This is a genomic window from Polaromonas sp. Polasp52, from assembly GCF_059491565.1.
Genome location: NZ_CP168513.1, coordinates 1,420,185 through 1,445,902, shown reverse-complemented (window position 1 = coordinate 1,445,902; position 25,718 = coordinate 1,420,185). Strand labels below are relative to the sequence as shown.

The window sequence follows — 25,718 nt, the reverse complement described above, 5'->3', positions numbered from 1 at the left end:
AATCAGGGAGAGCGTGATTGGCCAAGCCACACGATGACTTGGGTAGATCACTCGAGGCGGTGCCGCAGCGCACCAAACCATCTGTCAAACCACACAGCGGCGCGCGCAAACTCTGCGCCGGCCTGGCCATGGCCGTCCTGGCCGGCCATGCCTGGGCCCAGCCCGCGCCGCTCAGCAGCGCCGACCAGGAACAGCGCCGTGCCCAGGAACGTGAGCGCTTGCTGCGCGAGCAGCAGGAGAGGGCGCCCGATGTGCGCCTTCCCCCCGCGCCGCAGGCCGAAGCCGACAGGCTGCCGTCCGCCGAGTCGCCCTGCCTGCCCATCCGTGAGCTGAAACTGCGAAGCGTTTCGGGCGAGCCGGCTGAACTGGCTTCGCAATTCGCCTGGGCGCTGGATGCGGCGGCTGGACCGGATGCCAACGATGCGCCGCTGGGCCGCTGCCTGGGCACCCAGGGCATCGCCATCGTGATGAAGCGCCTGCAGAACGCCGTGATCGCCCGCGGCTATGTGACCACCCGCATCCTGGCCGAACCGCAGGACCTGAACACCGGCGTGCTCACGCTCACGCTGGTCCCCGGCCGCATACGCGCCATCCGGTTTTCCGAAGGCAGCGACGCGCGCGGCAATGCCTGGACGGCCATGCCCGTCAAGCCGGGCGAGTTGCTGAACCTGCGCGATATCGAGCAGGCCCTGGAAAATTTCAAGCGCGTGCCCACGGCCGAGGCCGACATCCAGATCGAAGAGGCCAAGGGCAACGACGCCAAACCCGGCCAGAGCGACCTGGTCATCAGCTACCGCCAGGGTTTCCCTTTGCGTGTTTCTGTCTTCGCAGACGACAGCGGCTCCAAAGCCACCGGCAAATACCAGGGCGGCATCACGCTGTCTTACGACAACTGGTGGACGCTCAACGACTTGTTTTACGTGTCGCTCAACACCGACCTGGGCGGCGGCGAGCCCGGCAGCCGCGGCACACGCGGCAGCACCGTGCATTACTCGCTGCCCCTGGGCTACTGGACGCTGGGCGCCACCGTCAGCGACAACCGCTACTTCCAGAGCGTGGCCGGCGCCACCCAGGACTATGTCTACCGCGGCACCAGCAGCAATGCCGAGCTCAAGCTCTCGCGCCTGGTGTATCGCGACGCCAGCCGCAAGAGCACCGTCAGCCTGAAGGCCTTCCAGCGCCGCTCGAACAACTTCATCGACGACACCGAGGTCGAGGTGCAGCGCCGCGTGGTCGGCGGCTGGGAATTCGGCATCGGCCACAAGGAGTTCATAGGCCAGGCCACGCTCGAGGGCAACCTCGCCTATAAGCGCGGCACCGGCGCTTTCGGCTCGCTGCCCGCGCCCGAGGAAGCTTTTGGCGAGGGCACTTCGCGCTTTGCGCTCATCAACGCCGATGCCAACCTGCAGCTGCCCTTCAAGCTGGCCGGCATAGGCCTGCGCTACAACGCCGCCTGGCGCCTGCAGCTCAACCGCACGCCGCTGACGCCGCAAGACCGCTTCTCCATCGCCGGGCGCTACACCGTGCGCGGCTTTGACGGCGAATCCTCGCTGAGCGCCGAGCGCGGCTGGCTGCTGCGCAATGAACTCAGCGCCTTGCTGGGCGAGACCGGCCAGGAGCTTTACATCGGCCTGGACCACGGCGAAGTCGGCGGCCCCGGCAGCGAGCTGCTGGTCGGCAAGCGCCTGACGGGCGCCGTCGTCGGCCTGCGCGGCAGCTTCAAGAAACTGCAGTACGACATCTTCGTCGCCGCGCCCGTCAAAAAGCCCGAACTGTTTCGCACCGCCGGCAGCACTTTGGGCGTGAGCCTGAGCGCCTCCTTCTAGCCAAATTCCGGATCGCCAGCAACCGTTCAATCCCTTTTTCTTTTTCAGCAAGGACCTTCTCCATGAACTTTCGCCTTCGTTCCGCCAGCCTGCTGCTGGCCATCGCCGTACTGAGCCAGCCCGCAACAGCAGGCCTCTTCGGTCCTTCGACGGATCTCCTCAAGGGCGACGCGCTTGCCGCAAAGCTCAAGACCCAGCAGGTCGTCCTCTCTGCCGGCGGCGGCGTGCTGGATATCCGGACAAAAGGCGCGGCCGTGGGCTCGTTTCTGGTCGGGTTCATTGTCAGCAGCGCATTGGCGTCTGGGGGCGGATCGACCGGGAACGCGCAACAAATGCAGAAAAACATGCAAGCCAACATGCAAATTGCCACCAGCTTCAACCAGAACCTGCAAGTGGCTATGACGCAAGTTGCCTCGGACCAGGCGGCCAAGCCCAAGATACAAATCGCCAAGGAAGGCCCTGTCATTGCCGTCAGCCAGCAGCTCATGGCCAGTCTGCTCCAGGAGCCGGCCATCAAGATGTCTTTGGCCTCCGACGCGCAGCCTGCCGCACCGGCGGACTTGCAACTGCGTATTTCTCAGCCTGAATGGAAGCTTGACTTTTCGATGGCGTCCAGCGAGTACACCTTGCGCTACCAGGTCGACGCATCGCTCTACCAGAAGGAAAGCGACACCGTCTTCTTCAAGGAGACCTGCAAGGGCGAAGCGTCAAAGAAGCTGGTTCTGGAAGATTGGGAGCGTGACGACTTCTCGGAAGTGGCACTCGCTGCGGGCGATATCGCAGGCCGTTGTGGGGCCGTGCTGACCGCTGCCCTGGGACTGCGCCCGGTGGCCGCCGCGCCGCAATCGCCGGCAGCCCAGGCGGGCACGGCCGCTGAAAGCCCCGCGTCCGCGCTGCCCGTGCCCGCCACCGTGACGGGCCAGGCGGAGGCGCCCGCCTCGACCGCCGTGCCGGCGCAGAAATAACCGGGCTTGTAGCCCACACCGCTGTAAGCGCTCGCCCTCTCACGCCTCGTTTCGGAAAACCTGCCCATGAACAAGCACCTGCACCGCATCGTCTTCAACGCCAAACGCGGCCAACGCATGGCGGTGGCCGAAACGGCCAGTGCGCAAGGCAAGGCCGCCAGCGGCAACACCGCCGGTGCAACGACGCAGCTGGGCCTGCAAGTCAGCCTGCACCCGCTGCGCTTTGCCATGCTGGCCGCGCTGGGCATGGTCCTGTGTTGGCAGCCAGGCCTGCACGCGCAGATCGTTGCAGCCCCCGGCGCGCCCGCCAGCCAGCGCCCCACGGTGCTGCAAACCGCCAACGGCCTGCCGCAGGTCAATATCCAGACGCCTTCGGCCGCCGGCGTCAGCCGCAACACCTACCAGCAGTTCGACGTCCAGCCAAACGGCGCCGTCCTCAACAACAGCCGCACCAATGTGCAAACGCAGCTGGGCGGTTTTGTGGGCGCCAACCCCTGGCTGGCCACCGGCCCGGCGCGCGTCATCCTCAATGAGGTGAACTCCGGCAACCCCAGCCAGCTGCGCGGCTATGTTGAGGTCGCCGGCCAGCGCGCCGAAGTCATCATCGCCAACCCGGCCGGCATCAACGTCAACGGCGGCGGTTTCCTCAACGCCAACCGCGTCACGCTGACCACCGGCACGCCGGTGCTCAACGGCGGCGCGCTCGAAGGCTTTCGGGTGCAGGGCGGCAGCGTCAGCGTGGGCGGCGCCGGCCTGGACACCAGCACGGCCGACTACACCGCCATCCTGGCGCGCGCCGTGCAGCTCAATGCCGGCGTCTGGGCCAAGGAGCTGCGCGTGGCTACGGGCACCAACGAGATCAGTGCGGACCACACCAGCGCCACGCCCATCGCCGGCACGGGCCCCGCGCCCAGCTATGCCGTCGACGTCGCCCAGCTGGGCGGCATGTATGCCGGCAAGATTTACCTGATAGGCACGGAAACCGGCCTGGGCGTGCGCAATGCGGGTGTCATAGGCGCCAGCGGCGGTGACCTGGTGTTGCAGGCCAATGGTTGGCTCACCAACAGCGGGCAGATCCAGGCCACCGGCAATACCCAGGTCACCACAAGCGGCGCCATCAGCAACAGCGGCGCCGGCGCTGTCATCAGCGCCCAGGGCAACAGCCGCATCGCCACAGGCGCGGGCCTCACCAACGAAGCGGGCGCCATGGTGGTGGCCAACGGCACCCTGGCCGTCACTGCCGCAGGCGCGCTGCAAAACACACAAGCCACGATGGCGGGCAATGGTGCGGTCACCGTTAACGCCGCCAGCCTGTCCAATGCGTCCGGCACCGTTGCCTCGGTGGGCGGCGACCTTGCCGTCACGACCACAGGCGCCACCAGCAACACCGTGGCCGGCGGCGCCGCGCAGGGCGGGCGCCTGAGCGCCGGCGGCAATGTCACCTTGAGCAACACGGGCCTGGTCAACACCGGCAGCAGCCTTACCGGCGCTGCCATCACCGTTGACACCCACCTGCAGGCTTTCAACAACACCGGCGGCACCGTCTCCGTCAGCGGCGCCACCACCCTCAGCAGCGGCGCGCTGACCAACACCGCCGGCTTGATCCAATCCACCGGCGCGTTGACACTGGACACTCATGGCCAGACGCTGACCAACACGAATGCCGCAGGCTACAGCGGCGGTGGGGGCGGCATCACGTCCCAGGGCGCCGTCACGCTGTTGACCGGTGACCTGAACAACACAGCGGGCTCCATCGGCGCAAAGGGCGCGTTGACCGCCAGCGCGGCCAACGTCAGCAACGCAGGCGGGCAGATCGTCAGCGAGTCCACCGCGGGCTTGACCACCACCGGCTTCAACAACAGCGGCGGCCAGCTGCAAGCCGTGGGCAATGTCTCTGTGGCCGCAGGGCCTGGCGCCATCAGCAACACAGGCGGCCTGGTCCGCAGCGGCGAGACCGTCACCCTGGCCGCTGCCAGCGTCGTCAACAGCAACACCTCCGGCGCCAGCCAGGGCCTGGAGGGCAAGAATATCGCCATCACGGCCGCCACAGTCGCCAACGATTCGGGCGCGATACGCAGCAGCAATAACGCCACCGTCACCAGCTCCGGCAGCATCAATAACGATGCCGGCCTGATCAGCGCGGGCGACACGGCCACCTTGCAAGACACCGCCGTTGCCAAGACGCTGGCCGTCACCAATGCGGGCGGCACCGTCATTGCCGGCCTCTCGCTGGCGGCCACCGCGGCCAGCCTGGGCGGCAACGGGAGTTTGCTGTCGCAGCAGGATGTGTCTCTCACGCTGACCAGCGACTTCAGCAACACCGGTGAGCTCATCGCCAACCGGGACGTCACGCTTTCGACCACCGGCAACCTCAGCAACAGCGGCAAGCTGCAGGCCGGGCGCAGCCTGGCCGCTTCGGCCGCCAACGTGAACAATGCCGCCACCGGCGTCATCAGCGGCGTCAATACCACGGTGACCGCCGCCAACACGCTGACCAACCGCGGCCTGATCGATGGCACCGAGACCCGCTTGAACGCCGCCACGCTGACCAACATCGGCACCGGCCGCATCTACGGCGACCATGTCGCCATTGCCGCCACCACCGTCAACAACAGCACCGAGACCGTGAACGGCACGCGCGCTGACGCCGTCATCGCCGCCAGAGCGCGGCTTGACATCGGCACGCAGACCTTGAACAACGGCGAAGGCGCGCTGCTCTTCAGCGGCGGCACTGCGGCTGACGCGCTCAATATAGGCGGCAGCCTGGACGCCGGCGGCCGTGCCACCGGCCAGGCTTTGGCCGTCAACAACAGCGGCGGCACCATCGAGTCCCTGGGCGGCCTGGCGATCACCGCCGGGCAGATCAACAACACCAATCCCAATTTCGCCTACACCGTGCAGACGGGCAGTGCCAGCGGCGGCAGCGTCAGGGAGTACATCACGGCGCAAGGCAATTACTCGCCAAACGACGTGGGTTGGGTTGTCAGTGCCGAGACTTACAAGGCGGGTGTCGGCGGCGGCTACGCCTATTGGGACACGACGGGCCTGCAGCAAATTTACGGCGGTCCCGGACGCTGGGCGTCGGAAGACGGCATACCGCCCTACACCGGCCACCTTAATGTTGACGGCAAGGGCCGTCTGCTTCTGAAGGGCGCCCCTTATTCGGACCCCAAGTACGCACCGTACTTCCTCGGCCCCAACGCCTACGTTCAAGCGCATTACCTGTTGACGGGCGCCCGGGACGGCCTGGTGTCAACGCCCGTCGCGGCGTTTTTCGGCTACGACGCCAGCAGCCCGGTGTGGGATGTTTTTGGGGTTGCCCGGCCGCAGGCCTCGTCTGATGTGGACCCCGCTCCCTGGATCGCGCTGCAGGCGCAGATTGACGCGATGCGCATGACCGTCGTTGCCAACGCCGTCGCCGTCGAGGGATTTCGCGACTACACCTCGTCGCCGCAAACGCCCGTCGTCACCCAAAGCGCCCCAGGCCGGATACTGAGCGCCGGCGCCATGACGCTGCATGCGGCGACCGCTCTCGTCAACGACCAGAGCCAGATCATCGCGGGCGGCGCCCTTAACATCACCGGCCAGGCCGTCGACAACCGGGGCCGCACCGTCAGCGTGAACGCCCAGCGCAACGGCACGGCCTATTTCTGGAGCAACTACAACGAAGGCTGCGGCGGCTTTGACGGCTGCGACTACAACTACAACGCCTATCGCGACGGTCCCTACACACAGGACGTGCCGCAAACCGTCACGCTCAATGCCTTCCAAAGCCGCAGCTTCAGCGCACCCGCCGGCACCGGCACACGGGTTGCCGCAGCCACCGGCGCCAGCATCGGCGGCAGCCCCAGCGCGCCCGGCGCGCTCAGCGCGGCCGGCGTGCGCACCGTGCCCGTCAACCTCAGCGTCCCCACCACCAGCCTGTTTCGCATCAACCCCAATCCTGCCGGAGGTTTCCTGATTGAAACCGACCCGCGTTTTGCCAATTACCGCAACTGGCTGGGCAGCGACTACATGCTGGGCCAGCTCGCGCTGGACCCCACCGTCACGCAAAAGCGCCTGGGCGATGGTTTTTATGAGCAGCGCCTCATCAACGAACAAGTGGCCCAACTGACCGGCCAGCGCTTCCTGGGCAACTACACCAGCGATGAAGCCCAGTACAAAGCCCTGATGGACGCCGGTATCGCCTATGCCCGGCAATACCAGTTGCGCCCCGGCATCGCTCTGAGCGCCATCCAGATGGCCCAGCTCACCAGCGACATCGTCTGGCTGGTCGAGCAGGAAGTCACGCTGGCCGATGGCAGCAAAACCCGCGCCCTGGTGCCCCAGGTCTATGTGCAGGTCAAGGACGGCGACCTCGCGCCCACAGGCGCCTTGCTGGCCGGCAAGAGTGTCAACATCAACCTGGCCGGCGACATGGGCAACACCGGCACCGTGGCCGGCCGCACCGTCGTCAACCTGATTGCGGAGAACGTGCAGAACCTGGGCGGGCGCATCACCGGTGATGCGCTCACCGTGGCCGCCCGCAATGATTTGAACAACATCGGCGGGAAAATCATCGCCGCCGCCAGCCTCAATGCCAGCGCCGGGCGCGACCTGAATGTGGTCACCACCACCAGCAGCGCCGGCAACCAGACCGGCGGCACCAGTTCCAACAGCTTCAGCCTGACGGGGATAGACCGTGTGGCGGGCCTCTATGTCAGCAACCCGGGCGGCACCCTGGTGGCCAGTGCCGGGCGCGACGCCAATATCATCGCGGGCGTCATCTCCAACAGCGGCGCCAACGGCAGCACCGTGATCAGCGCCGGCAACAGCATCAACCTGGGAACCGTCGCCACCGCCAGCAGCAGCCTGCAGTCGCGCGGTGAAGACCACTTCCTGCGCGACAGCCAGACCGCCGACGTGGGCAGCCAGCTGCAAACCACCGGCAACCTGAGCCTGATTGCCGGCAAGGACCTCAACGCCAAAGCCGCCAACGTGCAGGCCGGCGGCGACCTGACTGCCAGTGCGGGCAACAACGTCAATATCACCGAAGGCCGGAAGACCAACAGCTTCGGCTTTGCGTTGACCACCGCCGAAAGCGACCTCTTCAGCTCCAGCAGTACCACGGAGCGCCGCAGCAGCGAGCAGGACAAGGCCGTGGGCTCCAGCCTGGGCGGTAAAACGGTCACCATCGTCAGCGGCAAAGACATCAACGTCAAAGGCTCCAACGTCATCAGTGACGCAGGCACCACCCTGGCCGCCGGCAACAACATCGCCATTGAGGCCGCGAAGAACACCAGCAGCAGCACGTCGTTCTTCGAGAAGAAGGAGTCCGGCTTCTTCGAGGAAGGATTGTCTTACAGCGCCAGCGAACAGTCCACCGATCAGAAAAACCGCGGTGCCACGGCGACAGCCAGCACGGTGGCCAGCATTGCCGGCAATGTCACCTTGGTGGCTGATAACCAATACCGCCAGGTGGGCAGCAATGTGCTGGCGCCGGCGGGTGATATCGCCATATCGGCCAAGAGCGTTGAAATTGTTGAAGCAAGAGAAGCAGGCCAGAGCTCAACGGAAAGCAAGTTCAGCCAAAGCGGATTGGGTATTACGGTCAGCAACCCCGTGATCTCTGCATTGCAAGGCGCTGGCCAGACCATGCAAATGGCAAATTCCGTCACCAAGACAGACGACACGCGCGCGCAGGCCTTGGGTGCGGCGGTGACGGCCCTGAGTGCTTACAACACCTACAACCAGGTGTCCAACCTGGTAGCGAACCCAGAGCAGGCGGCAAGTATCGGGATCAACATCAGCATTGGCAGCAGCGAGAGCCAGAGCAACACAGAACGCCAGAGCAATACGGCAGCCGGCTCTAACGTGGTTGCGCGTGGGGACGTAACGATCACCGCGACGGGCGCAGGGCAAGCCAGCAACCTGACCGTTCAAGGCAGCCAGGTAGTGGCAGGCGGAAACACCACCTTGATTGCCGACAACCAGGTCAATTTGCTCGCTGCACAAAATACCTCCAGCGAGCGCAGCACCAGCAGCGGCTCCAGCGCCAGTTTGGGAATAGGCATCAATTTCGGCGCCCAAACCGGCATCAGCTTCAATGCCAGCGCGTCGAGCAACAAGGGGCAAGGCAGCGGGGACGATGTCACCTACACCAACACCCAAGTCCAGGCCGGAAACAAGTTGAATATCGTTTCAGGGGGAGACACCAACCTGGTAGGGGCGGTGGCCGCTGCAAGCCAGGTGACCGCCCAGGTCGGTGGAAACCTCAACGTACGAAGCTTGCAGGACACCTCAACCTACACCGAGACCCAGAGCAGTTCCGGCGGGGGCGTCAGCCTCTGCATTCCGCCGTTCTGTTACGGCGCAAGCAGCGTCAGTGCAAGTTTCGGCAAAGGCAGTATCGACAGCAACTACCAAAGCGTTGGCGAGCAAAGCGCGATTCGCGCCGGCGATGCGGGATTCTCTGTCACGGTGGGCGGTAACACGGCGCTTGTTGGCGGCCAGATCACCAGCACCGACAAGGCCGTGCAGGAAGGCAAGAACAGTTTTCAAACCGGCGGTACTTTAACCACCACTGACATCCAGAACCAGGCGCGCTACAACGGTAGCGGCTATAAGTTTGGTGCGGACTTCAGCGGTGCGCTGGGCGATCAAAGCAGCGCGGCGGCGCTGGCCGACATGCGTGACCGCGGCATGACCGACGCACAAATCGAACGAGCCAGCAACACCGTAACCAGCCCTGGCGGGAGCGCTGGTTATGGCCAAGTCAATGGCGACGCTAGCAGCACCACTACGGCGGGGATCAGCGGGATTGCGGGTAACACGGGCGCCCGGACCGGGGATGCTGAAACGGGCCTTAAACCGATCTTTGATAAGGACAAGGTCAAGGCCGATATTGATGCGCAGATCGCTATCACTGCGGAGTTTGGCAAGCAGGCGAGCAAGGCGGTGGGGGACTACGCCCAGACCAAACTCAACGAAGCTGCAGCGTTACGAGACCAGGCCAACAACGAACCCAATGAAGACCGCAAGAATGCACTGAAGGCGCAAGCCATAGAACTCGAAGACAACTGGGGCAACAGCGGTGTGCTGCGCGTGGCTTTGCATACGGTCATCGGCGGTCTAACGGGTGGTGCCGGAGGTGCTGTTGGCGCGGCTGCAGGGACGCTAACTGCGCCACTGGTGGCGCAAGCCCTTGCTGACGCCGGCATCAGCGGGCCGTTGGCGCAGACGCTGACGGCGATTGCTTCAACGGCAGTAGGTGCGGCTGCCGGTGGTACTTCGGGGGCAGCCGCTGCGGCGAATGAGGTGATGAATAACTTCCTGAAGCATGACCAAGCTACAGCAATGATTAAAGAGTTCAGTGAGTGCAAGGCCAAAGGAGATAAGTGCAGCGACACCGATCTGAAAACTATTTTTGAGAAATATAAATTACTCTCTGATATAAATCTCGCTGCAATGCAGATCTGCGTCCTGCGCGGAGATGCCTCATGCGTTGATAGTCTTAACAAAGAAGCGGCTACGGTTGGAGAGGTGTCGGTCGCGGGCGTCGGCGGAATAACCAAACTATTTGAAGACCGTGCGAGTAACGTTCAGTACGGGCACGCGGTGACGAACAATACATCGCCGGTAACTGACGCACAGGCCGCCAAACAAATGGCTCAGGTACGCCAGCAAATATGTGTCGATTCGAGTAGTAGTCTCTGCGATAACACGATCCTGGCGCTAAAGGGAGATGCGCAGATCAGGGCTTTAACTTTGCTGGGCGGTGCGCTGACCGGAAGTTCCATCATGGCGGTTTTGGTCAAATCTGTTCCGACCATGGCTGTCGCTGCAGAAATGACTGTTCAAGCTTGCGCTAGAAATCCGGTTTTGTGCGCCAATGAAGCTGGGATTGCCATCAGCGAAATTCTCGTCGGCGACGCTCTGGCGGGGACGTCCGTGGCGGTAGGTGCCGCCGCTACTGTCAAAGGACTAAGTAAACTGGAGAAGGAGCTTGAGGCTCTTACGACTGGAACCAAGGTCTCAGCTGGAGAGTTAGCTGCATTCTCAACAAAGCAACTCGACAAGAAATTCAAGCACGCCGAAGATTTCGGGATTTTCACGACGCAGAAAAATCCGGAAACATTAGGCCAATACCGAAGCGCGCTTGAGGCTCATTTAAGTAGCCCAGTTACTCAAAAGAATGGGACTTACCTGTATGTTCCCGATTCAGTCGTCTATTTCAATGCCGCCACCAACAATGTGGTGGTTCTAAATAAGGCCGGTGAATTCGTTACGGGGTTCAAATTAGTGCCAGGCACGCCGCAGTTTGATAATTTGCTGAAGAATGGAGTTTTAAGATGAGTGAGAGTCTTCTAATTTTTGCCAATAGTTTTCTGGAGAAAAGCACCAGCCCTGAGATTTTTGTTGAAGAGTTTATGGCTCGGTGGAAGCGTGAGCGTGATAACGGAGAAATTCTTCTTGATTCGCCTCAGGTGAGCGAAGTGTTGTCTAGCATCTTCTGCTTGGTAGATCTATTTAATGCTGACGACGATCGTGAAAGTTATGAGCTAGACGAAGTGAGGTTGAAGGCTGAAATAGCAAGTTTGTTGGGACGAACCGGCTTAACTTAAAGAGAAAATGATCTGAGCTGACGCTTTCCCCCGCAGGTGACGTCACCATCCTGGCCAGGAAGGTGGACATCCTGGAGGCCCGCGAAACCAGCCGCTACGAGAGTGAAGACAAATTCAAACAATCCGCCCTCACCTTCAGCGTGAGCAGCCCCCTCCTCAGTGCCGTGGAAGCCGGCCAGCAAATGGTGGACGCCGCCAGCAACACCAGCAACACCAGCGACGGCCGCATGCAGGCGCTGGCCGGTGCGGCAGCGGCCCTCAAGGGCTACAACACCTACAAGGGCATGATCGACGCCGCGGGCAATCACGATTGCAAATTCACGGTTAGCGAAGGGCTAATTTTTCGAATCAATAACAGCAAGTACGACGAATCTGCTGAAAATATTAAGACATTTCTTGTTCACCTGAGTGAGCTCTCGCCTATGCGGTTTGTGCTGTCATTCCAAGGCGAAAGCGTTTATGCCATCCGAGATGAGAAGCGGGGTTTTGAATGGCTTTGGGATGCTCCAAGATAGCCAAGGGCGATCCTTCAGTGGCCATGCTGGAAAAGTGTGGGGACCATCGAGATCTGACTCGGTTTAGACAGTAAGGGTCAGGCTTCAGCGAAATTCAACACACTATGAAAATCACAGAGATATTTTTTGATGTGCACGATTTTCTGCACACCGAGCGGGTGCGAGAAATCACAATCGATTGCAATGGGGAATTGATCAAAATCTCTGAAGCACAGGTCGGAGATACAGACCTCTGGATTGTGTTGTCGGATGGAGTCCGCGCTTTCCTGAAAGAGAATCATCACGATGCGTACAGCATGTTTTTTGGTGTTCTGCTAACCGCGCTACATAAGCACAACTCCGCCATGCCGATACGCGGAATTTGCATGGGGGATGTACTGCATGCGCTTGATCACTCGACCACTCAGAATTTGGCAGATGCGATTGCGTCAGGTACCTATTTGCCTAGTAGCGAAGCAGACTAAGAAGCTCGCGACCAACAACCTGATCATTGTTTGTTGAGTTCCGTCGAAATCTGACCCGGTTAGAACAGTAATTTCCACCCTAGCGGGACCCACGTAGGCCCCACCCACTCCTTCACGTTGAGTACGGGTCAAAATTTGATGGAAAAGCTGAGTCAGGCTTCGGCGAAATTCAACATTCCAAACAGTATTCGGCAACTACCTGGAGTGAATCGCGATATTAGGATAGGAAAACGGTGATGATTTTTGGCAACCCAAGTGAACTAGCAATTCAAATTGAAATAGTCCCCGAATGGTGCAGCAATAGGTTTTTAGAGGGGATGTTCTGTGTCTATTTAGATAGGCAACGCTTAAGTCCGTCGCATGTGCACACGGATACCCTGACTGTGGCGACGAGACAGTTGCTCAGTGGACTTAACGCTAGCGTCGCTGATGTGTCGAAGCCATGCCCCCTACCGGACGGGCTTGTTGGGAAAGAGCGAGAGGATCTTTTTAGCAAGCTATATGAGCTTACATATCCATCTAACGCAACAAATCTTTCAGTCCAGAACTGTTGGAATTATGTGATTTCACCAGACGCCATGACAGACAGAGGCTTTCATCTATTCATTTATCGAGATGATTCAAGCGAGGTGTTACTAGGCGGCTCTGTCGATGCTGGAATTGTTGTTTCAACTTCGATGGTTATCGGATCTACATTCGCAATTGCAAGAAAGGCGAACGAATACGTTTTGCGGCACTCCGACGCAAACAATCGAGCAAGCGGAAATCTGACTGGGTGAATCAAGCTTCAACTCAATGCAACACACGAACACCGTGAAGATCGACTTCTTGACCGCTAGCCGTTTGGCGACCGCTTTCCTTGAACGGCTATCTGCCGAGCCAGAGGGGGTGCCGTATGTCCTGCTCGACTCCCCGATCCGAGAAGATGATCAAGGGTGGTACTTTCCGTATCAGTCTGCGAGCTTTGTTCTGCATGGAAATTTTGGCGATTCCCTGGTTGGAAATTGGCCGATATTTGTGAGTCGAAGCGGCGACTACGTTGGGCCTCGCCGACCTGGCACGCAGGGGGCCTAGGGGATTTGTGACATTAAGTTAGCGCGCCTCTTCCAGATGGAGCGCTGTTTGGATTCATTCAATGATGAGGTGTCCCAAAGCGCGGACCTCATTTAGGCCGATATACGCGGCATACGGGCCACTTCACAAGAACGAGACTCCTCTATTTGCAGGAGGCGCCCCAGCCCCTCACCTACCTGACAAACGTCACAAACTGTTCAAGCCGGGCCGCGACCCCCAAAGCCAGTATCAATCACCTTGTCAAAGCCATTAGCGAGGCGTATCTTGCAAAGCAAACAAGCACCGCAGGGGGACATCGGTGATCAAGATACCGAGCTTTCACGCCAGGTCGATTCGCGCCCACCTGTTCTGGACCTATGCCGCGCTGGTGACGGTGCTGGTCGTCGCGCTGATGGCGCTGGCGGAGCTGGCGGCCAGCCGCATCGTTTTTGACGGCGCGCAGCGCGAGCTCGAACAGCTGGGCCGGCGCACGCAGGAGCAGCTGCTGCGCTTCCAGGAGCCGGCGCGTGCCTGGCTGGAGGCGACCGCCAACGACCCGCATGCGGGGCTGGAGGGCGACAACGACATTTCGGTGCTGCGCATGCAGATGTCCATGCAGCAGCGCTATCCGCAGATCGGCTCGCTGGTGTTCGGCTACCCGGACGGCAGCTTCGTGCAAAACATGGTGCTGCGCAGCGCGCGCGACCGGGCCTGGGCCAAGTCGCTGCCGGAGGCGCGTTACGCGCAGCAGATCATCCGGGTGGACGAGCGGCAAAAGCGTGTCGAAGAATGGGTGTTTTACGACCAGCAGATGACGGCGATCGCGAGCCAGCGGCGGCCCTGGGGCGAGCGCTACGACCCGCGCGAACGCCCGTGGTACCAGGGCGCGAGCGACCTGAACCTGGGCACTTTCCAGGCGACCGATCCCTTTGTGCTGAAGGTGCCGGAGGAGTTCGGTATGGCGCTGTCGCGCCCGCTCAGCGGCGCGCGGGGCGGGGTCGCGGCGGCGATGTTCACGGTGGGCGGCCTGTCGGATTTCTTGCATGCGCGCGGCGAGGAAAGCCATGCCGAGCTGATTTTGTTCGACGCGCAGGGCCGTGTCTGGGGATGGTCGCAGGCGGACAGGCTGCGCCGCCTGCTGGGTTCAGGCACGCCGCTCAGCCTTTCTTCCCTGAGCGATCCGCTGTACGGCTCGCTGCACAAGCTGGTGGAACAGGGGGCGGCGCAGGAGATGCCCATCCACTCGGTCGAGGGCGCGGGGGGCCAGCGCTTCGCGGCGGTGGTGATGCCGATGGAGGGGGTGTTCAGCCACAAGGCTTATGTGGCGCTGGTGTCGGACCAGAACCTGTTGCTGGCGCAGGTGCGGCGCATGCGCTGGATGCTGCTGGGGGTGGGCGTGGCCGGGCTGCTGATGCTGCTGCCCATGCTGTTCTGGATGGCCAACCGGCTGGCGACGCCTTTGAAGAACCTGGTGCGTTCGGCCAAGCACATCCGCGAGTTTGAGTTCGACAGCGACATTCCGCAGGACAGCGATATTTCGGAAGTGCGGCGCCTGCAGGAGTCGCTGGCGATGGCGCGCATCGCGCTGCAGGGTTTCTCGCGTTATGTGCCGCGGCCGCTGGTGAAACATTTCATTGCCAACCGCCTGACGCCGCAGGCCGGCGTGGAGCAGCGCGAGCTGGCGGTGCTGTGCGCCGCGCTGGACGAGCAGCACGCGACGGCGGTGAGCTGGTCGCCGCATGCCGAGCATTATTTGCAGATATTCGCGGTGGAGGTGGCGCAGGGCAAGGGCATGATGGACCGGTATGAAAGCTGCACGGCGGTGGCGCTGTGGAACACGCCGCTGAATGTCTCCAACCCCGCGGGTTATGCCTGCGAGGCGGCGCTGCGCGCGGTGGACGCGATGCAGGCGCTGGCCCAGGGGCTGAACACATCCGTGAAGCCGCCGTGCTTCGGCCTGGATTTCGGCGGCGCCACGGTGGGCAATTTCGGCACCTGGGACCACCTGACGTTCACCGCGGTGGGCGCGCCGCTGGACAATGCGCGCGCGCTGGCGCGGCAGGCGAACGCGCTGGGGCTGAACGTCGCGGCCAGCCGCTCGGTGGCGCTGGCGGCGGCGCGTTACTTCCGCTTCCGGCTGGCGGCCACGGTGCCGCTGGGCCCGCGCGGCGAGCTGCATGAGGTGTATGAACTGGTGGAGCGGATCGTGCACGAAGCCGATGCGAAACACGTCCGGACGAGCGAGCCGGCGGCGGTGGCCTAGGCTTCACGGCGGGTCTTCACCAGGCGGAAAGAGAGGTTGTCATGAACAGCGTACCGATGTTGACACGCAGGCGCTGGCTGCGCCGGGGCGCGGGCCTGGCCGCCTCGCTCGGGCTTGCCGGTATGGCGCGCGCGCAGGCCAGCAGGCCCTTCACCATGTCCTACGGCTGGGTTCCGTGGGCGGCGGGCAATTCGCCGGTCACGCAACACATGATCAGCAAGCGGCTGATTGAGAAGCACGCGGCGGAGTTCGGCTACGACCTGACCATGGACTACCGGACTTACCCCGCGGCCGCGCCGCAGGTGGAGGCCCTGGCCGCGGGCCAGCTCGACATGGCGATGTGGGGCAACACGCCGACGATACGCGCCATCGTGGCGCAGCATCCTTTCAGCCTGGTGTCGGTGGCGGAAGGGCGGCTGCGCTTTTTGCTGTGCACGCGCAAGGATTCGACTATCCGCAACGTGCAGGACCTCAAGGGCAAGACGGTGGGCACGCTGATGGGCGCGGACCCGTACAACGCGTTCACGCAAATCCTGCGTTATGAGCTGGGCAACCCGGACCCGGCCGCCCACGGCATACGCATGGTGCACCTGCCGACCCTGCCCGAGGCGGCGCAGGTGCCGGCCGGCATGGATGCCACGCTGGCCGTCTACCCGGCCTTCCTGAAGGCGCAGGCGACCGGCACGGTGGCCATCATGAATTCCTACGGCTACACGGAGGGCCATTACGACGGGCCGGAAGGCAAGGGCGCGGGCATCCTGCTGCCCTCGGTGAAGAACTCGCCTTTTTATCCGGACGGCTACTACCTGCACCGGTCTTTTCGCATCGTGCACAACAGCCTGGTGGAAAAGCACCCCAACCTGGTGCTGGCCTTTCTGCTGGCGCAGCAGGAAGCCGTGGCCGTGCTCAGCGAGTCGGACCCCGGCGTGGTGTCGCAGCTGGTCAAGTCCTATTGGGGCCTGTCACCGGCGGAGGGCGCCAAGGTGGTGCGCGACGAGGTGGTGTTTCGCCGCGGCTGGGCCTGGTCGACCGAAGGCGACGCGCTGTCCCTGCTCGCGACCTCCAAAATGATTGCCGGCGCCAGGATCATTCCCGAGCCGCTCAACTGGGCGCAGGTCAAAAGTGTGTTCGTCAAGACCGCACCCGTGGTCAAGCTGGCCTATGACAGGCTGGGCGCGAAACCGGCGCTCGCGGAATTTCAGAGCGCCCGGGTCGGCGACTTGCGCGGCCTGCCCTCGTGGGAAATGCAGCGCTGGAAGGACAGGGCCTAGCCGGGCCGCTGTTCGGCCGCTGGTTCATTCAGGCGCCCAAAAAAAAGCCCCTGCAGTAGAGGTCACTGCAGGGGGCTTGAACTGCTTGACAGCAGCCTTGTCTGGGATGAGAACAAGGAACGCCGGAGCGTCGTGGCCATTGTAAAAATCGTGCCGGCATGGGAAAGCCGACAATGTGTTTCTGCGGACATTTGTTGTTGATCAGCGGAAATTCTTGCGGACACCCGGCCCCCGAAAGCCCGCAGTGCGCACATAAATAGTTGTTTTTTCCGGCAAGCATTGCCCGTGCACAGACAAAGTCCCCTGTACATCCCGGCGTTCTCGCAGACACTGCGGCGACGCTGACCGGGTGGTGCCGCCCAGATCCTCTTAGTAAATCCGCACCAGGCCTCGGGAAGCAGGGGATGCTTATGAGTGCCAGAGACTCTTTTGAATTCAATACCTTGCGCAAAGGCATGGGGGTTCGCGTGCTGCTGGTGGAGTTCCACGAACTCGCCGTCGAGGATTTCCAAAGCCGCCTGCAAATGTTGTCCGCCTCGAGGCTGATCACGCGCATAGACGCCACGCCGCTGACGGGCGCGCCATGGATGTTCGAGACCTTCCGGCATTGTGTGGTGTTTGTGCGCCTGCGCGAGCAGCATATGCGCGGCGACCGCAGCCCGGCGATGAAGGCCTTCCTGGCGCAGCTGGCGGCGTCTCGCGCCGTCACCGTCATACCCGTCACTTGCCGGCGCGCGCTCATCGAGCACTTCCATCGCCATCTCTGCGGCGTCAGCCCGATGTACCTGGGCACGTCCTTTGTGCAGGAAGACCTTCTGCATATCCTGGGCGCCTGCGTTTTCTCCAAACCGGTCCGGCGCAGGATCGACAGGGTGGACGCTCCCGCGGAGCCGAGCATCGCGGGGCTCTGAGGCCAGGGCGCGGCCGCGCCCAGGTCCGCCCCCACCGCCGGACATTCCGGCGATTCCGCAAATTCACCTTCCAAGCGCAAAAAAGGCGGCTTGGCAAGCTGCTTGATACCCTGTAAAGTCAATTTAAATATCTCTTTAATATATTTAAATGCAACAAAATTTAATTCCTTTGTTTTAGGAATCATCCTTGATTCCTTCCCGCGCCCGGGGTCTTGCCGGGCCGTCATCCACCCGGCGCCAGGCGTCCGCCACGGCTTGCGGTGCCGGTGCTTTGCCCGGCTGAAGAAGTAAGCTCACCACCGAACCCACCCTCAGACTTGCACCATGAAGCGAATCAAAATAATCGACTCCCACACCGGCGGCGAACCGACGCGCCTGGTGATTGATGGTTTTCCCGATCTGGGCCATGGCAGCATGGCCGAGCGCCGCGCGCTGCTGGCGCGGGAGCACGACGACTGGCGGGCCGCCGCCGTGCTGGAGCCGCGCGGCAGCGACGTGGTGGTGGGCGCCTTGCTGTGCAAGCCGGTGGACCCGGCCAGCGCCGCGGGCGTGATCTTTTTCAACAACACCGGCTACCTGGGCATGTGCGGGCACGGCACCATAGGGCTGGTGGCCTCGCTGGCCTATATGGGTTTGGTCAGGCCCGGCGAACACCGCATCGAGACCCCGGTCGGCACCGTCACGGCCACGCTGCACGGCGACGGTTCGGTGAGCGTGCGCAATGTGCCCGCCTGGCGGCACCTGCACCAGGTGGCCGTCGAGGTGCCGGGTTACGGCACGGTACGCGGCGACGTGGCCTGGGGCGGCAACTGGTTTTTCCTGGCGAGCGAGCACGGCCAGCGCGTGGCCAGCGACAAGCTGGAGGCCCTGACCGCGTATAGCGTGTCGCTGCGTGAGGCACTGGCCGCCCAGGGCATCACCGGCGCCGGCGGCGCGGAGATAGACCATATCGAGCTCTTCGCGGACGACGACGGTGGCGCGGACAGCCGCAACTTCGTGCTGTGCCCCGGCAAGGCCTACGACCGCTCGCCTTGCGGCACCGGCACCAGCGCCAAGATCGCCTGCCTGGCCGCCGACGGCAAGCTTGCGCCCGGCGAGGTCTGGCACCAGGCGAGCATCATCGGCAGCCGCTTCGAGGCCAGCTATGCCGTGGAGGAAGGCCAGGTCATCCCGACCTTGCGCGGGCGCGCCCACATGAGCGCCGAGGCGACCTTGCTGATCGAGGAGGGCGATCCCTTCGCCTGGGGCATACGCCTGTGAATGCCGACGTGATCGTGATAGGCGCCGGCATCGTGGGCGCGGCCTGCGCGCATGAACTCGCGCGCGCGGGGCTCGACGTGCTGGTGCTGGACGCCGGCCTGGGCGGCGCCACGCAGGCCGGCATGGGCCACCTGGTGGTGATGGACGACAACCCGGCGGAGCTGACGCTCAGCCATGAATCGCTGAAGATCTGGCATGACTGGGCGCCGCGCATGAATGCCGATTGCGCCTTCGCCGCCTGCGGCACGCTGTGGCTGGCCGCCAATGACGCCGAAATGGCGGTCGCCGAAGACAAGCGGCGCTGCCTGCAGGCCCATGGCGTCGCCTGCGAACTGCTGGGTGCCGCAGCGCTGGCCGCGGCGGAGCCGGTGCTGCGCCCGGGCCTGGCGGGGGCGCTCAAGGTCAGCGGCGACAGCGTGGTGTATGCGCCCAATGTTGCGCGCTGGCTGCTTGCGCAGGCGCCGCGCGCCATCGCTTTTGAGCAGGCTGAGGTGGCCGCCATCGAGGGATCGCGCGTGCGCCTGGCGGACGGCAGCTGGCGCAGCGCCGGCGCCGTGCTGCTGGCCGCGGGCATAGAGGCCAGCCGCCTTTGTCCCGACTTGCCGATACGTCCCAAGAAGGGCCACCTCGCGATCACCGACCGCTACCCCGGCACGGTGCACCACCAGCTGGTCGAGCTCGGCTACATCAGCAGCGCGCATCACAGCGACGGCGCGTCGGTGGCCTTCAATGTGCAGCCGCGCCCGACCGGCCAGCTGCTGATAGGCTCCTCGCGCCAGTTCGACACCACCGACCCGGCGGTGGAGGCGCCCATGCTCGCGCGCATGCTGCGCCGCGCGCTGGACTACCTGCCGGCGCTGGCTGGCCTCAACACCGTGCGCACCTGGACGGGATTTCGCGCCGCCACGCCGGATGGCCTGCCCATCATCGGCCGCCATCCGCGCCAGCCTGGCCTGTGGCTGGCCGTGGGCCATGAAGGCCTGGGCGTGACCACGGCCCCGGCCACGGCGCGCTTGCTGGCGGCGCAGCTCACCGGCGGGGCGCTGCCCTTCGAGGCTGCGCCCTACGGCATGCAGCGCTTTCCGGCGGCCGCATGATGGCGGCATCGAGCCGGCCCGCAAGCTGCCGCGTATCGTCGTGATGGCCGCACATTCGCCAGAGCCTCGACCCGGCATGTCGACGGCCAGTTCCGCGACACCAGCCCCTGGATCGCGCCGTCGCGTGTCTGCTCCGCGGCACCGGCGATGCCTTGGGCCGCATGCCAATTTTCAAAAAAGCACCGAGATTGCCTTCGTGCGGACAATGTTGCGCCCAATTGCTCTTGAGCGGCCTATGCTTGGTTCATCGCTTCCCGGCGACCGCCATCGATGCCCATCGATGGCAGGACATGAACCTGCTCAGCCATTCAAGGGGACAACCATCATGATGTACTTTATCGAACTCAGCCAGTTCCTGGCGGAGGATGACGCGGTGCTGCAGTCATTCAGGGCGCAGATGGGGCGCGACAAAGGCAAAGCCGTGCATTGGGCCGAGTGGCGGGCCGATGGCTCCAACGGCCGGTCCTGCCCCGACGTGACGCTCATCAACGCGGCACGCCTGGACTGGAGGCAACTGAAGTCCCTGGTCGACGGATGCGGCGCCGAGACCATTGTGCTCACGGGGCGGCGGGATTCCGTGCTTTCCTTGCCGGTGCTGCCTGATGCAGCCGCGTTGAATGATCTGCTGCGCTTCATGCCCGGCCGGCCGACGGCACTGCCGCAAAAAGACCGCAACTCCCCGTACCGGCCAGGTGTGTGGGTCGACACGACGCCCATGCCTTTCATGCCGGTCAAGGCTTTGTCCTGATCCGCGTTCCGTGTGAAATCAAAAAAAACGGAAGTGCTTGCCAGTGCTTTCCGATGTTAAGGGGATAGGGATGTCTGGCGCATACATTTATCAGTTGCTGACGGGTTTGGGAATCGGCGAGCGCTCGGCGCTGCAAATGCTGTCCCGCGTGAAGATGACGGCCTTCGATGCCGGCGACGTCATCTGGCCCAAGGGCGGCCAGGTGGCCGCCTGGACCTACATCGTCTCCGGCCTGGTGGGCGCCAGCGTGCCCCTGCAAGAGGGCGGCTGCATCCAGGTCAACATCTACGGCCCGCGCACCTGGTTTGGCGAAGAGCCCTTGCTCAATCGTTATCCCTCATGCCTGGACTATGTGTGCCTGGCCCCCGTCCGCGCGGTGTGTGTGCCGGCCACCGACGCGCTGGCGGCATTCCAGGATGAGCCGGAATTTTCCCGCTACATCGCCCTGCTGATGGCCTGGCGCAGCCGGCAGCATTCGGAAATGATCGTGCTCATGAAGCAGGGCAGCCCGCCGCTGCGGGTGGTCATGGGCCTGGCGCTGTTCGCCGAGGCGCTCTACTACAACTCATCGCGGCCGCCCACGCACGGGCTCGAAGGCACGTCCGTGGAGATTCCCGTCAAACAAACCGTCATCGCGTCCGTCTGCGGGGTGTCGCGCAGTGTTTTCTCGGAGGCCGTGCATCACCTCGTTGCGGCCGGCTGGTTGCGCGTGAACTACGGCATGCTGGAATTGCGCTCGCTGGAAACCTGGCTGCGCTTTTCCCGCAAACACCGGCAAGCCCGCATGAATATCACCAAGCCCACGCTGGAAGAACTCATCGTGCTGATGCAGGACGCCGCGCTGCCTTGACGCCGGCCGGGGCGGTGTCCAGATAAATCGCCCACACATTGTCTGCACAAAGACAAAGTCCTTCGCTGCGCCCCGTCCGCAAACCTATGCTCGATCCCCATGTCGTGTACTGCCAAAGTGGTGCCGCATAAAAGCGCCTTATCGGCTTGCCGTAGACAACACACGGCACGCTCGTAAGGCAGAAGTGCTGCATGCGGGTACACCGGGGCGTTTGCCGCCGCGGACCTGCATGGAAGAGGCGGCGTAAGGGGGAGGGAGTAGCGGATGGTCATGAATACAGTGGTGCCGGTCTTGCCGCGGGGCAATTCGCGCGCCCAATCCTCGGCAGCACAGCCGGCGCCCGACGCGGTGCCGGACAGCGGGCTCGCCTGCCTTGTGATGCTCTCGCAGTTCCACGCGGTTGCCGCGGACCCTGAAAAGCTGCGGCACGAATTCAGCCGTGACGGCCAGGCCATGGATGTCATCGACATCCTCAATGCCGCCAAAAGCCTGGGACTGGTGGCCGCGCGCAGACGGCCGTCGCGCGCGCGGCTGGCGCTGGCGGCGCTGCCGGCCATTGCCCTCGGCACGGACGGCGGGTTTTTTATCCTCGCGCGGGTTGACCAGGACAAGGCCCTGGTCCAGGAGCCGGGTGTATCGGGCCCGCAGGTGCTGGAGCTGGCGGCGTTTCATGAGCGCTGGTCGGGTGAGCTGATCCAGATCACCTCGCGCGCGTCGCTGGCGGGCGACATGGCCAGGTTCGACTTCAGCTGGTTCATCCCCGCAGTCGTCAAGTACCGCCGGCCCCTGGTCGAGGTATTGCTGGTATCCCTCGTGCTCCAGTTCTTCATGCTGGTCACGCCGCTGTTCTTCCAGGTCGTGATGGACAAGGTGCTGGTGCACAACGGCCTCACCACGCTGCACGTCGTCTGCATAGGCCTGCTGGTCATCTCGGTGTTCGACGTGGTGCTCACCGGCCTGCGCAGCTACGTCTTTGCCCACACCTCCAGCCGTATCGACGTGGAACTGGGCGCGCGGCTGTTTCGCCACCTGCTGGGCCTTCCCATGGCCTACTTCACGGCGCGGCGCGTGGGCGATTCGGTGGCCCGCATCCGCGAACTGGAGACCATACGTTCCTTCCTGACCGGCAACGCCATCACCGTGGTGCTTGACCTGCTGTTTTCCGTGGTCTTCCTCGCGGTGATGCTTTATTACAGCGTCTGGCTGACGCTGATCGTGGTGGTGTCGCTGCCCTGCTATGCGCTGCTCTCGGTGCTGTTCACGCCGGTCCTGCGCGCGCGGCTCAACGAAAAATTCAACCGCGGCGCCGAAAACCAGGCTTTCCTGGTCGAAACCATAGGCGGCATAGACACCGTCAAGTCGATGGCGGTGCAACCGCAATGGGCGCAGAAGTGGGACAACCAGCTTGCCGCCTATGTCGCCGCCGGCTTTCGCACCACCACGCTGGGCACCCTGGCCAACAACGGCGTCTCGCTGGTCAGCAAGCTGGTCACCGTGGCCACCATCTGGCTGGGCGCTCAATTGGTGGTCGAAGGCAAGTTGTCCGTGGGGCAGCTGATCGCCTTCAATATGCTCGCCGGCTACGTCGCGGCCCCCGTGATCCGCCTGGCGCAGCTGTGGACGGAGTTCCAGCAGGTCGGCATTTCCATGCAGCGCCTGGGCGACATCCTGAACACCCGGCCCGAGATCGCCGGCAACAAGAGCGCCATGCCCCAGATCGAGGGCCGCATCGAGTTTGACGCGGTGAACTTCCGCTACCGGCCCGACGCACCGCAGGTCTTGCGCGGCATCAGTTTTGAGGTCGCCGCGGGTGAGGTCATCGGCATCGTGGGCCGGTCCGGCTCCGGCAAGAGCACGCTGACCAAGCTGGTGCAGCGCATGTACATCCCCGACCAGGGACGCGTGCTGATAGACGGCGTCGACCTTGCCACCACCGACGCCACCACGGTGCGGCGCCAGCTCGGCGTGGTGCTGCAGGAGAACATGCTGTTCAACCGCAGCATCCGCGACAACATCGCGCTGGTCAATACCGCAATGCCGCTGGAGGCGGTCATCGCCGCCGCCAAGCTGGCCGGCGCCCATGAATTCATCATCGAACTTCCCGAGGCCTATGACACCCTGGTGGGTGAACACGGCGCCACCCTGTCGGGCGGCCAGCGCCAGCGCATCGCCATCGCGCGCGCGCTGATCGGCAATCCGCGCATCCTGATATTCGATGAGGCCACGAGCGCGCTGGACTACGAGTCCGAGCGCATCCTCAAGGACAACATGAAGTCCATCTGCGCCGGGCGCACGGTCCTCATCATCGCGCACCGGCTCTCCACGGTCAGGGATGCGAACCGCATCGTGGTTGTCGACAAGGGCCAGATTGTCGAGCAGGGCACACACGAGGAACTGCTGGGCCTGCCGGGCGGGCAGTACGCGCACCTGTATGCGATGCAGGGAGCATGACGATGGACAGCTTCAAACAACGCCTGGGCGCGATGCGCGAACTGCTGGAGCGCTACAAGGCCGTCTTCACCCTGGCCTGGGACAGCCGCCGGCACACCGACACGCGCGGCTACAAGGCCGCCGAGGCACAATTTTTGCCCGCCGTGCTCGCGGTGCAGGAGACGCCCGTGCCTGCCGCGCCCCGCGTCTTCATGTGGCTGCTTATCGTGTTCGCCCTCATCGCCGTCACCTGGAGCGTGTTTGGAAAGATCGATATCGTCGCGGTTGCCAGCGGCAAAATTGTTCCCAGCGGCTATACCAAGGTGGTGCAGCCGCTGGGCGCGGCGGTGGTCAAGGCCATCCATGTGAGAGACGGGCAAGCCGTCAAGGCCGGCGACCTGCTGGTGGAACTCGACGCCACCACCGAGGCTGCCGACATCGAGCGCTCACGCGCCGAACTTGAAGCCGCCCTGCTGCAGGCCGCGCGCGCGGGCGCCCTGCTGGATGCAATGGCCCGCGCAAAGGCCCCGGTTCTGCCGCAGCTGTCCCAGGTCTCGGCTGAGCAGCACCGCGAAGCGGCGCGCATGCTCGACGGGCAGTACGGCGAGTACCTTGCCAAGCTCGCGCGCAGCGAGGCGGAAATCACCACCCGCCAGGCCGAGCTGCGCGCCAGCCGGGAACAGGTGGCCAAACTGCAAGCCACTTTGCCCATGATGCGGCAGCGTGCCTCCGACCTGGACAAGCTGGCCGGGGACGGCTATGTGGCACAGCACACTTTTCTGGAGCGCCAGCAGGCCTATCTTGAGCAGTCAGGCGAGTTGTCGGTGCAGCGCGAGCGCGTTCAGCAGCTGCAGGCCTCCGTCGCCGAGAGCCGCCGCCAAAGCGAGGCTTTCAAGGCGGAGATCCGCCGCGCAACCCTCGACAGCCTCAAGGAAGGCCAGCAGCGTGCGGCCGCGCTGGAGCAGGAACTGAGCAAGGCCCAGGGGCGCGGCAGCCTGACCCGGCTGGTTGCGCCGGTGGCCGGCAGCGTGCAGCAACTGGCGTTGCATACCGTGGGTGGCGTCGTCACACCGGCACAGCAGTTGATGGTCATCGTGCCCGGGGAACATCCGCTCGAAGTGGAGGCCATGCTGGAAAACAAGGACATCGGTTTTGTGCGCGCCGGCCAGGAAGTCGCCGTCAAGCTCGAAACCTTTCCCTACACCACCTACGGCGCCATACCCGGCGTGGTGCTTGACGTCTCGCGCGATGCCATTGCCGACGAGAAGCGCGGCCTGCTCTATGCCGTGCGCGTGCAGCTGGCGCGCACCCGCATCGCCGTCGACGGCGCCGACGTGCCGCTGGGCTTTGGCATGGTGGCCCATGTCGAGATCAAGACCGGGCAGCGCCGGGTGATCTCATTCTTCCTCAGCCCGTTGGTGCAGGCCGCGCAGGAAGGCTTGCGCGAGCGCTAGCCGGGCCG

General features: G+C 63.6%; 17 protein-coding genes. All 17 read left to right on the top strand.

The window, feature by feature from the left end:
- Nucleotides 1-128: 128 nt before the first annotated feature.
- The 17 genes from ACEN9P_RS06725 (at nucleotide 129) to ACEN9P_RS06645 (ending at nucleotide 25,710) form a co-directional block, all read left to right on the top strand.
- Entirely contained in the window at nucleotides 129-1,826 is a 1,698-nt protein-coding gene (locus ACEN9P_RS06725; protein WP_495622146.1) for a ShlB/FhaC/HecB family hemolysin secretion/activation protein, read from the top strand.
- A gap of 62 nt (nucleotides 1,827-1,888) precedes the next feature.
- Entirely contained in the window at nucleotides 1,889-2,791 is a 903-nt protein-coding gene (locus tag ACEN9P_RS06720; RefSeq protein ID WP_495621462.1) for a hypothetical protein, read from the top strand.
- 66 nt (nucleotides 2,792-2,857) lie between these two features.
- A complete protein-coding gene (locus ACEN9P_RS06715) occupies nucleotides 2,858-11,125 on the top strand; it encodes a two-partner secretion domain-containing protein (protein ID WP_495621461.1) in 8,268 nt (2,755 codons plus the stop codon).
- Nucleotides 11,122-11,394 (top strand): colicin immunity domain-containing protein, encoded by a 273-nt coding sequence (locus ACEN9P_RS06710; RefSeq protein ID WP_477714155.1) that lies wholly within the window; start codon nucleotides 11,122-11,124, stop codon nucleotides 11,392-11,394. Before ACEN9P_RS06715 ends, ACEN9P_RS06710 begins: the two co-directional genes overlap by 4 nt.
- A gap of 62 nt (nucleotides 11,395-11,456) precedes the next feature.
- A complete protein-coding gene (locus tag ACEN9P_RS06705) occupies nucleotides 11,457-11,909 on the top strand; it encodes a hypothetical protein (RefSeq protein ID WP_495621460.1) in 453 nt (150 codons plus the stop codon).
- Nucleotides 11,910-12,013: 104 nt separating this feature from the next.
- Entirely contained in the window at nucleotides 12,014-12,373 is a 360-nt protein-coding gene (locus tag ACEN9P_RS06700) for a hypothetical protein (protein WP_477714157.1), read from the top strand.
- 236 nt (nucleotides 12,374-12,609) lie between these two features.
- Nucleotides 12,610-13,152, top strand: a complete 543-nt coding sequence (locus ACEN9P_RS06695) for an Imm42 family immunity protein (protein WP_495621459.1) — start codon at nucleotides 12,610-12,612, stop codon at nucleotides 13,150-13,152.
- A 16-nt stretch (nucleotides 13,153-13,168) separates the two neighbouring features.
- Complete coding sequence (locus tag ACEN9P_RS06690) at nucleotides 13,169-13,447, top strand: YrhB domain-containing protein (RefSeq protein WP_495621458.1); 279 nt, start codon at nucleotides 13,169-13,171, stop codon at nucleotides 13,445-13,447.
- Nucleotides 13,448-13,745: 298 nt separating this feature from the next.
- A complete protein-coding gene (locus ACEN9P_RS06685) occupies nucleotides 13,746-15,689 on the top strand; it encodes a hypothetical protein (protein WP_495621457.1) in 1,944 nt (647 codons plus the stop codon).
- Between the two features lie 41 nt (nucleotides 15,690-15,730).
- Complete coding sequence (locus ACEN9P_RS06680; RefSeq protein ID WP_495621456.1) at nucleotides 15,731-16,960, top strand: ABC transporter substrate-binding protein; 1,230 nt, start codon at nucleotides 15,731-15,733, stop codon at nucleotides 16,958-16,960.
- A 410-nt stretch (nucleotides 16,961-17,370) separates the two neighbouring features.
- Nucleotides 17,371-17,871, top strand: coding sequence for a hypothetical protein (locus ACEN9P_RS06675; protein ID WP_477660962.1), 501 nt, complete (start codon nucleotides 17,371-17,373; stop codon nucleotides 17,869-17,871).
- Between the two features lie 324 nt (nucleotides 17,872-18,195).
- Nucleotides 18,196-19,131, top strand: a complete 936-nt coding sequence (locus tag ACEN9P_RS06670; RefSeq protein WP_477660963.1) for a 4-hydroxyproline epimerase — start codon at nucleotides 18,196-18,198, stop codon at nucleotides 19,129-19,131.
- The gene (locus ACEN9P_RS06665) at nucleotides 19,128-20,228 is read left to right on the top strand and encodes an NAD(P)/FAD-dependent oxidoreductase (protein WP_477660964.1); all 1,101 of its coding nucleotides are present in this window, start codon (nucleotides 19,128-19,130) and stop codon (nucleotides 20,226-20,228) included. The genes ACEN9P_RS06670 and ACEN9P_RS06665 overlap by 4 nt, the downstream gene beginning before the upstream one ends.
- Before the next feature lie 325 nt (nucleotides 20,229-20,553).
- Nucleotides 20,554-20,976: a hypothetical protein gene (locus tag ACEN9P_RS06660; RefSeq protein ID WP_477660965.1), complete on the top strand. Its 423-nt coding sequence runs from the start codon at nucleotides 20,554-20,556 to the stop codon at nucleotides 20,974-20,976.
- 70 nt (nucleotides 20,977-21,046) lie between these two features.
- Nucleotides 21,047-21,826, top strand: coding sequence for a Crp/Fnr family transcriptional regulator (locus tag ACEN9P_RS06655; RefSeq protein WP_477660966.1), 780 nt, complete (start codon nucleotides 21,047-21,049; stop codon nucleotides 21,824-21,826).
- A gap of 264 nt (nucleotides 21,827-22,090) precedes the next feature.
- Nucleotides 22,091-24,277, top strand: coding sequence for a type I secretion system permease/ATPase (locus ACEN9P_RS06650; RefSeq protein WP_477701126.1), 2,187 nt, complete (start codon nucleotides 22,091-22,093; stop codon nucleotides 24,275-24,277).
- Between the two features lie 2 nt (nucleotides 24,278-24,279).
- Nucleotides 24,280-25,710 carry an HlyD family type I secretion periplasmic adaptor subunit gene (locus ACEN9P_RS06645; RefSeq protein ID WP_495621455.1) on the top strand — a complete coding sequence of 477 codons (1,431 nt, stop codon included), beginning with the start codon at nucleotides 24,280-24,282 and terminating at the stop codon, nucleotides 25,708-25,710.
- Nucleotides 25,711-25,718: the final 8 nt, after the last annotated feature.

Bases quoted from the DNA above. Each gene is read 5' to 3' on its own strand.
- ACEN9P_RS06725 (WP_495622146.1), top strand. From the start codon at position 129: ATGGCCGTCCTGGCCGGCCATGCCTGGGCCCAGCCCGCGCCGCTCAGC.
- ACEN9P_RS06720 (WP_495621462.1), top strand. From the start codon at position 1,889: ATGAACTTTCGCCTTCGTTCCGCCAGCCTGCTGCTGGCCATCGCCGTA.
- ACEN9P_RS06715 (WP_495621461.1), top strand. From the start codon at position 2,858: ATGAACAAGCACCTGCACCGCATCGTCTTCAACGCCAAACGCGGCCAA.
- ACEN9P_RS06710 (WP_477714155.1), top strand. From the start codon at position 11,122: ATGAGTGAGAGTCTTCTAATTTTTGCCAATAGTTTTCTGGAGAAAAGC.
- ACEN9P_RS06700 (WP_477714157.1), top strand. From the start codon at position 12,014: ATGAAAATCACAGAGATATTTTTTGATGTGCACGATTTTCTGCACACC.
- ACEN9P_RS06695 (WP_495621459.1), top strand. From the start codon at position 12,610: ATGATTTTTGGCAACCCAAGTGAACTAGCAATTCAAATTGAAATAGTC.
- ACEN9P_RS06690 (WP_495621458.1), top strand. From the start codon at position 13,169: ATGCAACACACGAACACCGTGAAGATCGACTTCTTGACCGCTAGCCGT.
- ACEN9P_RS06680 (WP_495621456.1), top strand. From the start codon at position 15,731: ATGAACAGCGTACCGATGTTGACACGCAGGCGCTGGCTGCGCCGGGGC.
- ACEN9P_RS06675 (WP_477660962.1), top strand. From the start codon at position 17,371: ATGAGTGCCAGAGACTCTTTTGAATTCAATACCTTGCGCAAAGGCATG.
- ACEN9P_RS06670 (WP_477660963.1), top strand. From the start codon at position 18,196: ATGAAGCGAATCAAAATAATCGACTCCCACACCGGCGGCGAACCGACG.
- ACEN9P_RS06660 (WP_477660965.1), top strand. From the start codon at position 20,554: ATGATGTACTTTATCGAACTCAGCCAGTTCCTGGCGGAGGATGACGCG.
- ACEN9P_RS06655 (WP_477660966.1), top strand. From the start codon at position 21,047: ATGTCTGGCGCATACATTTATCAGTTGCTGACGGGTTTGGGAATCGGC.
- ACEN9P_RS06650 (WP_477701126.1), top strand. From the start codon at position 22,091: ATGGTCATGAATACAGTGGTGCCGGTCTTGCCGCGGGGCAATTCGCGC.
- ACEN9P_RS06645 (WP_495621455.1), top strand. From the start codon at position 24,280: ATGGACAGCTTCAAACAACGCCTGGGCGCGATGCGCGAACTGCTGGAG.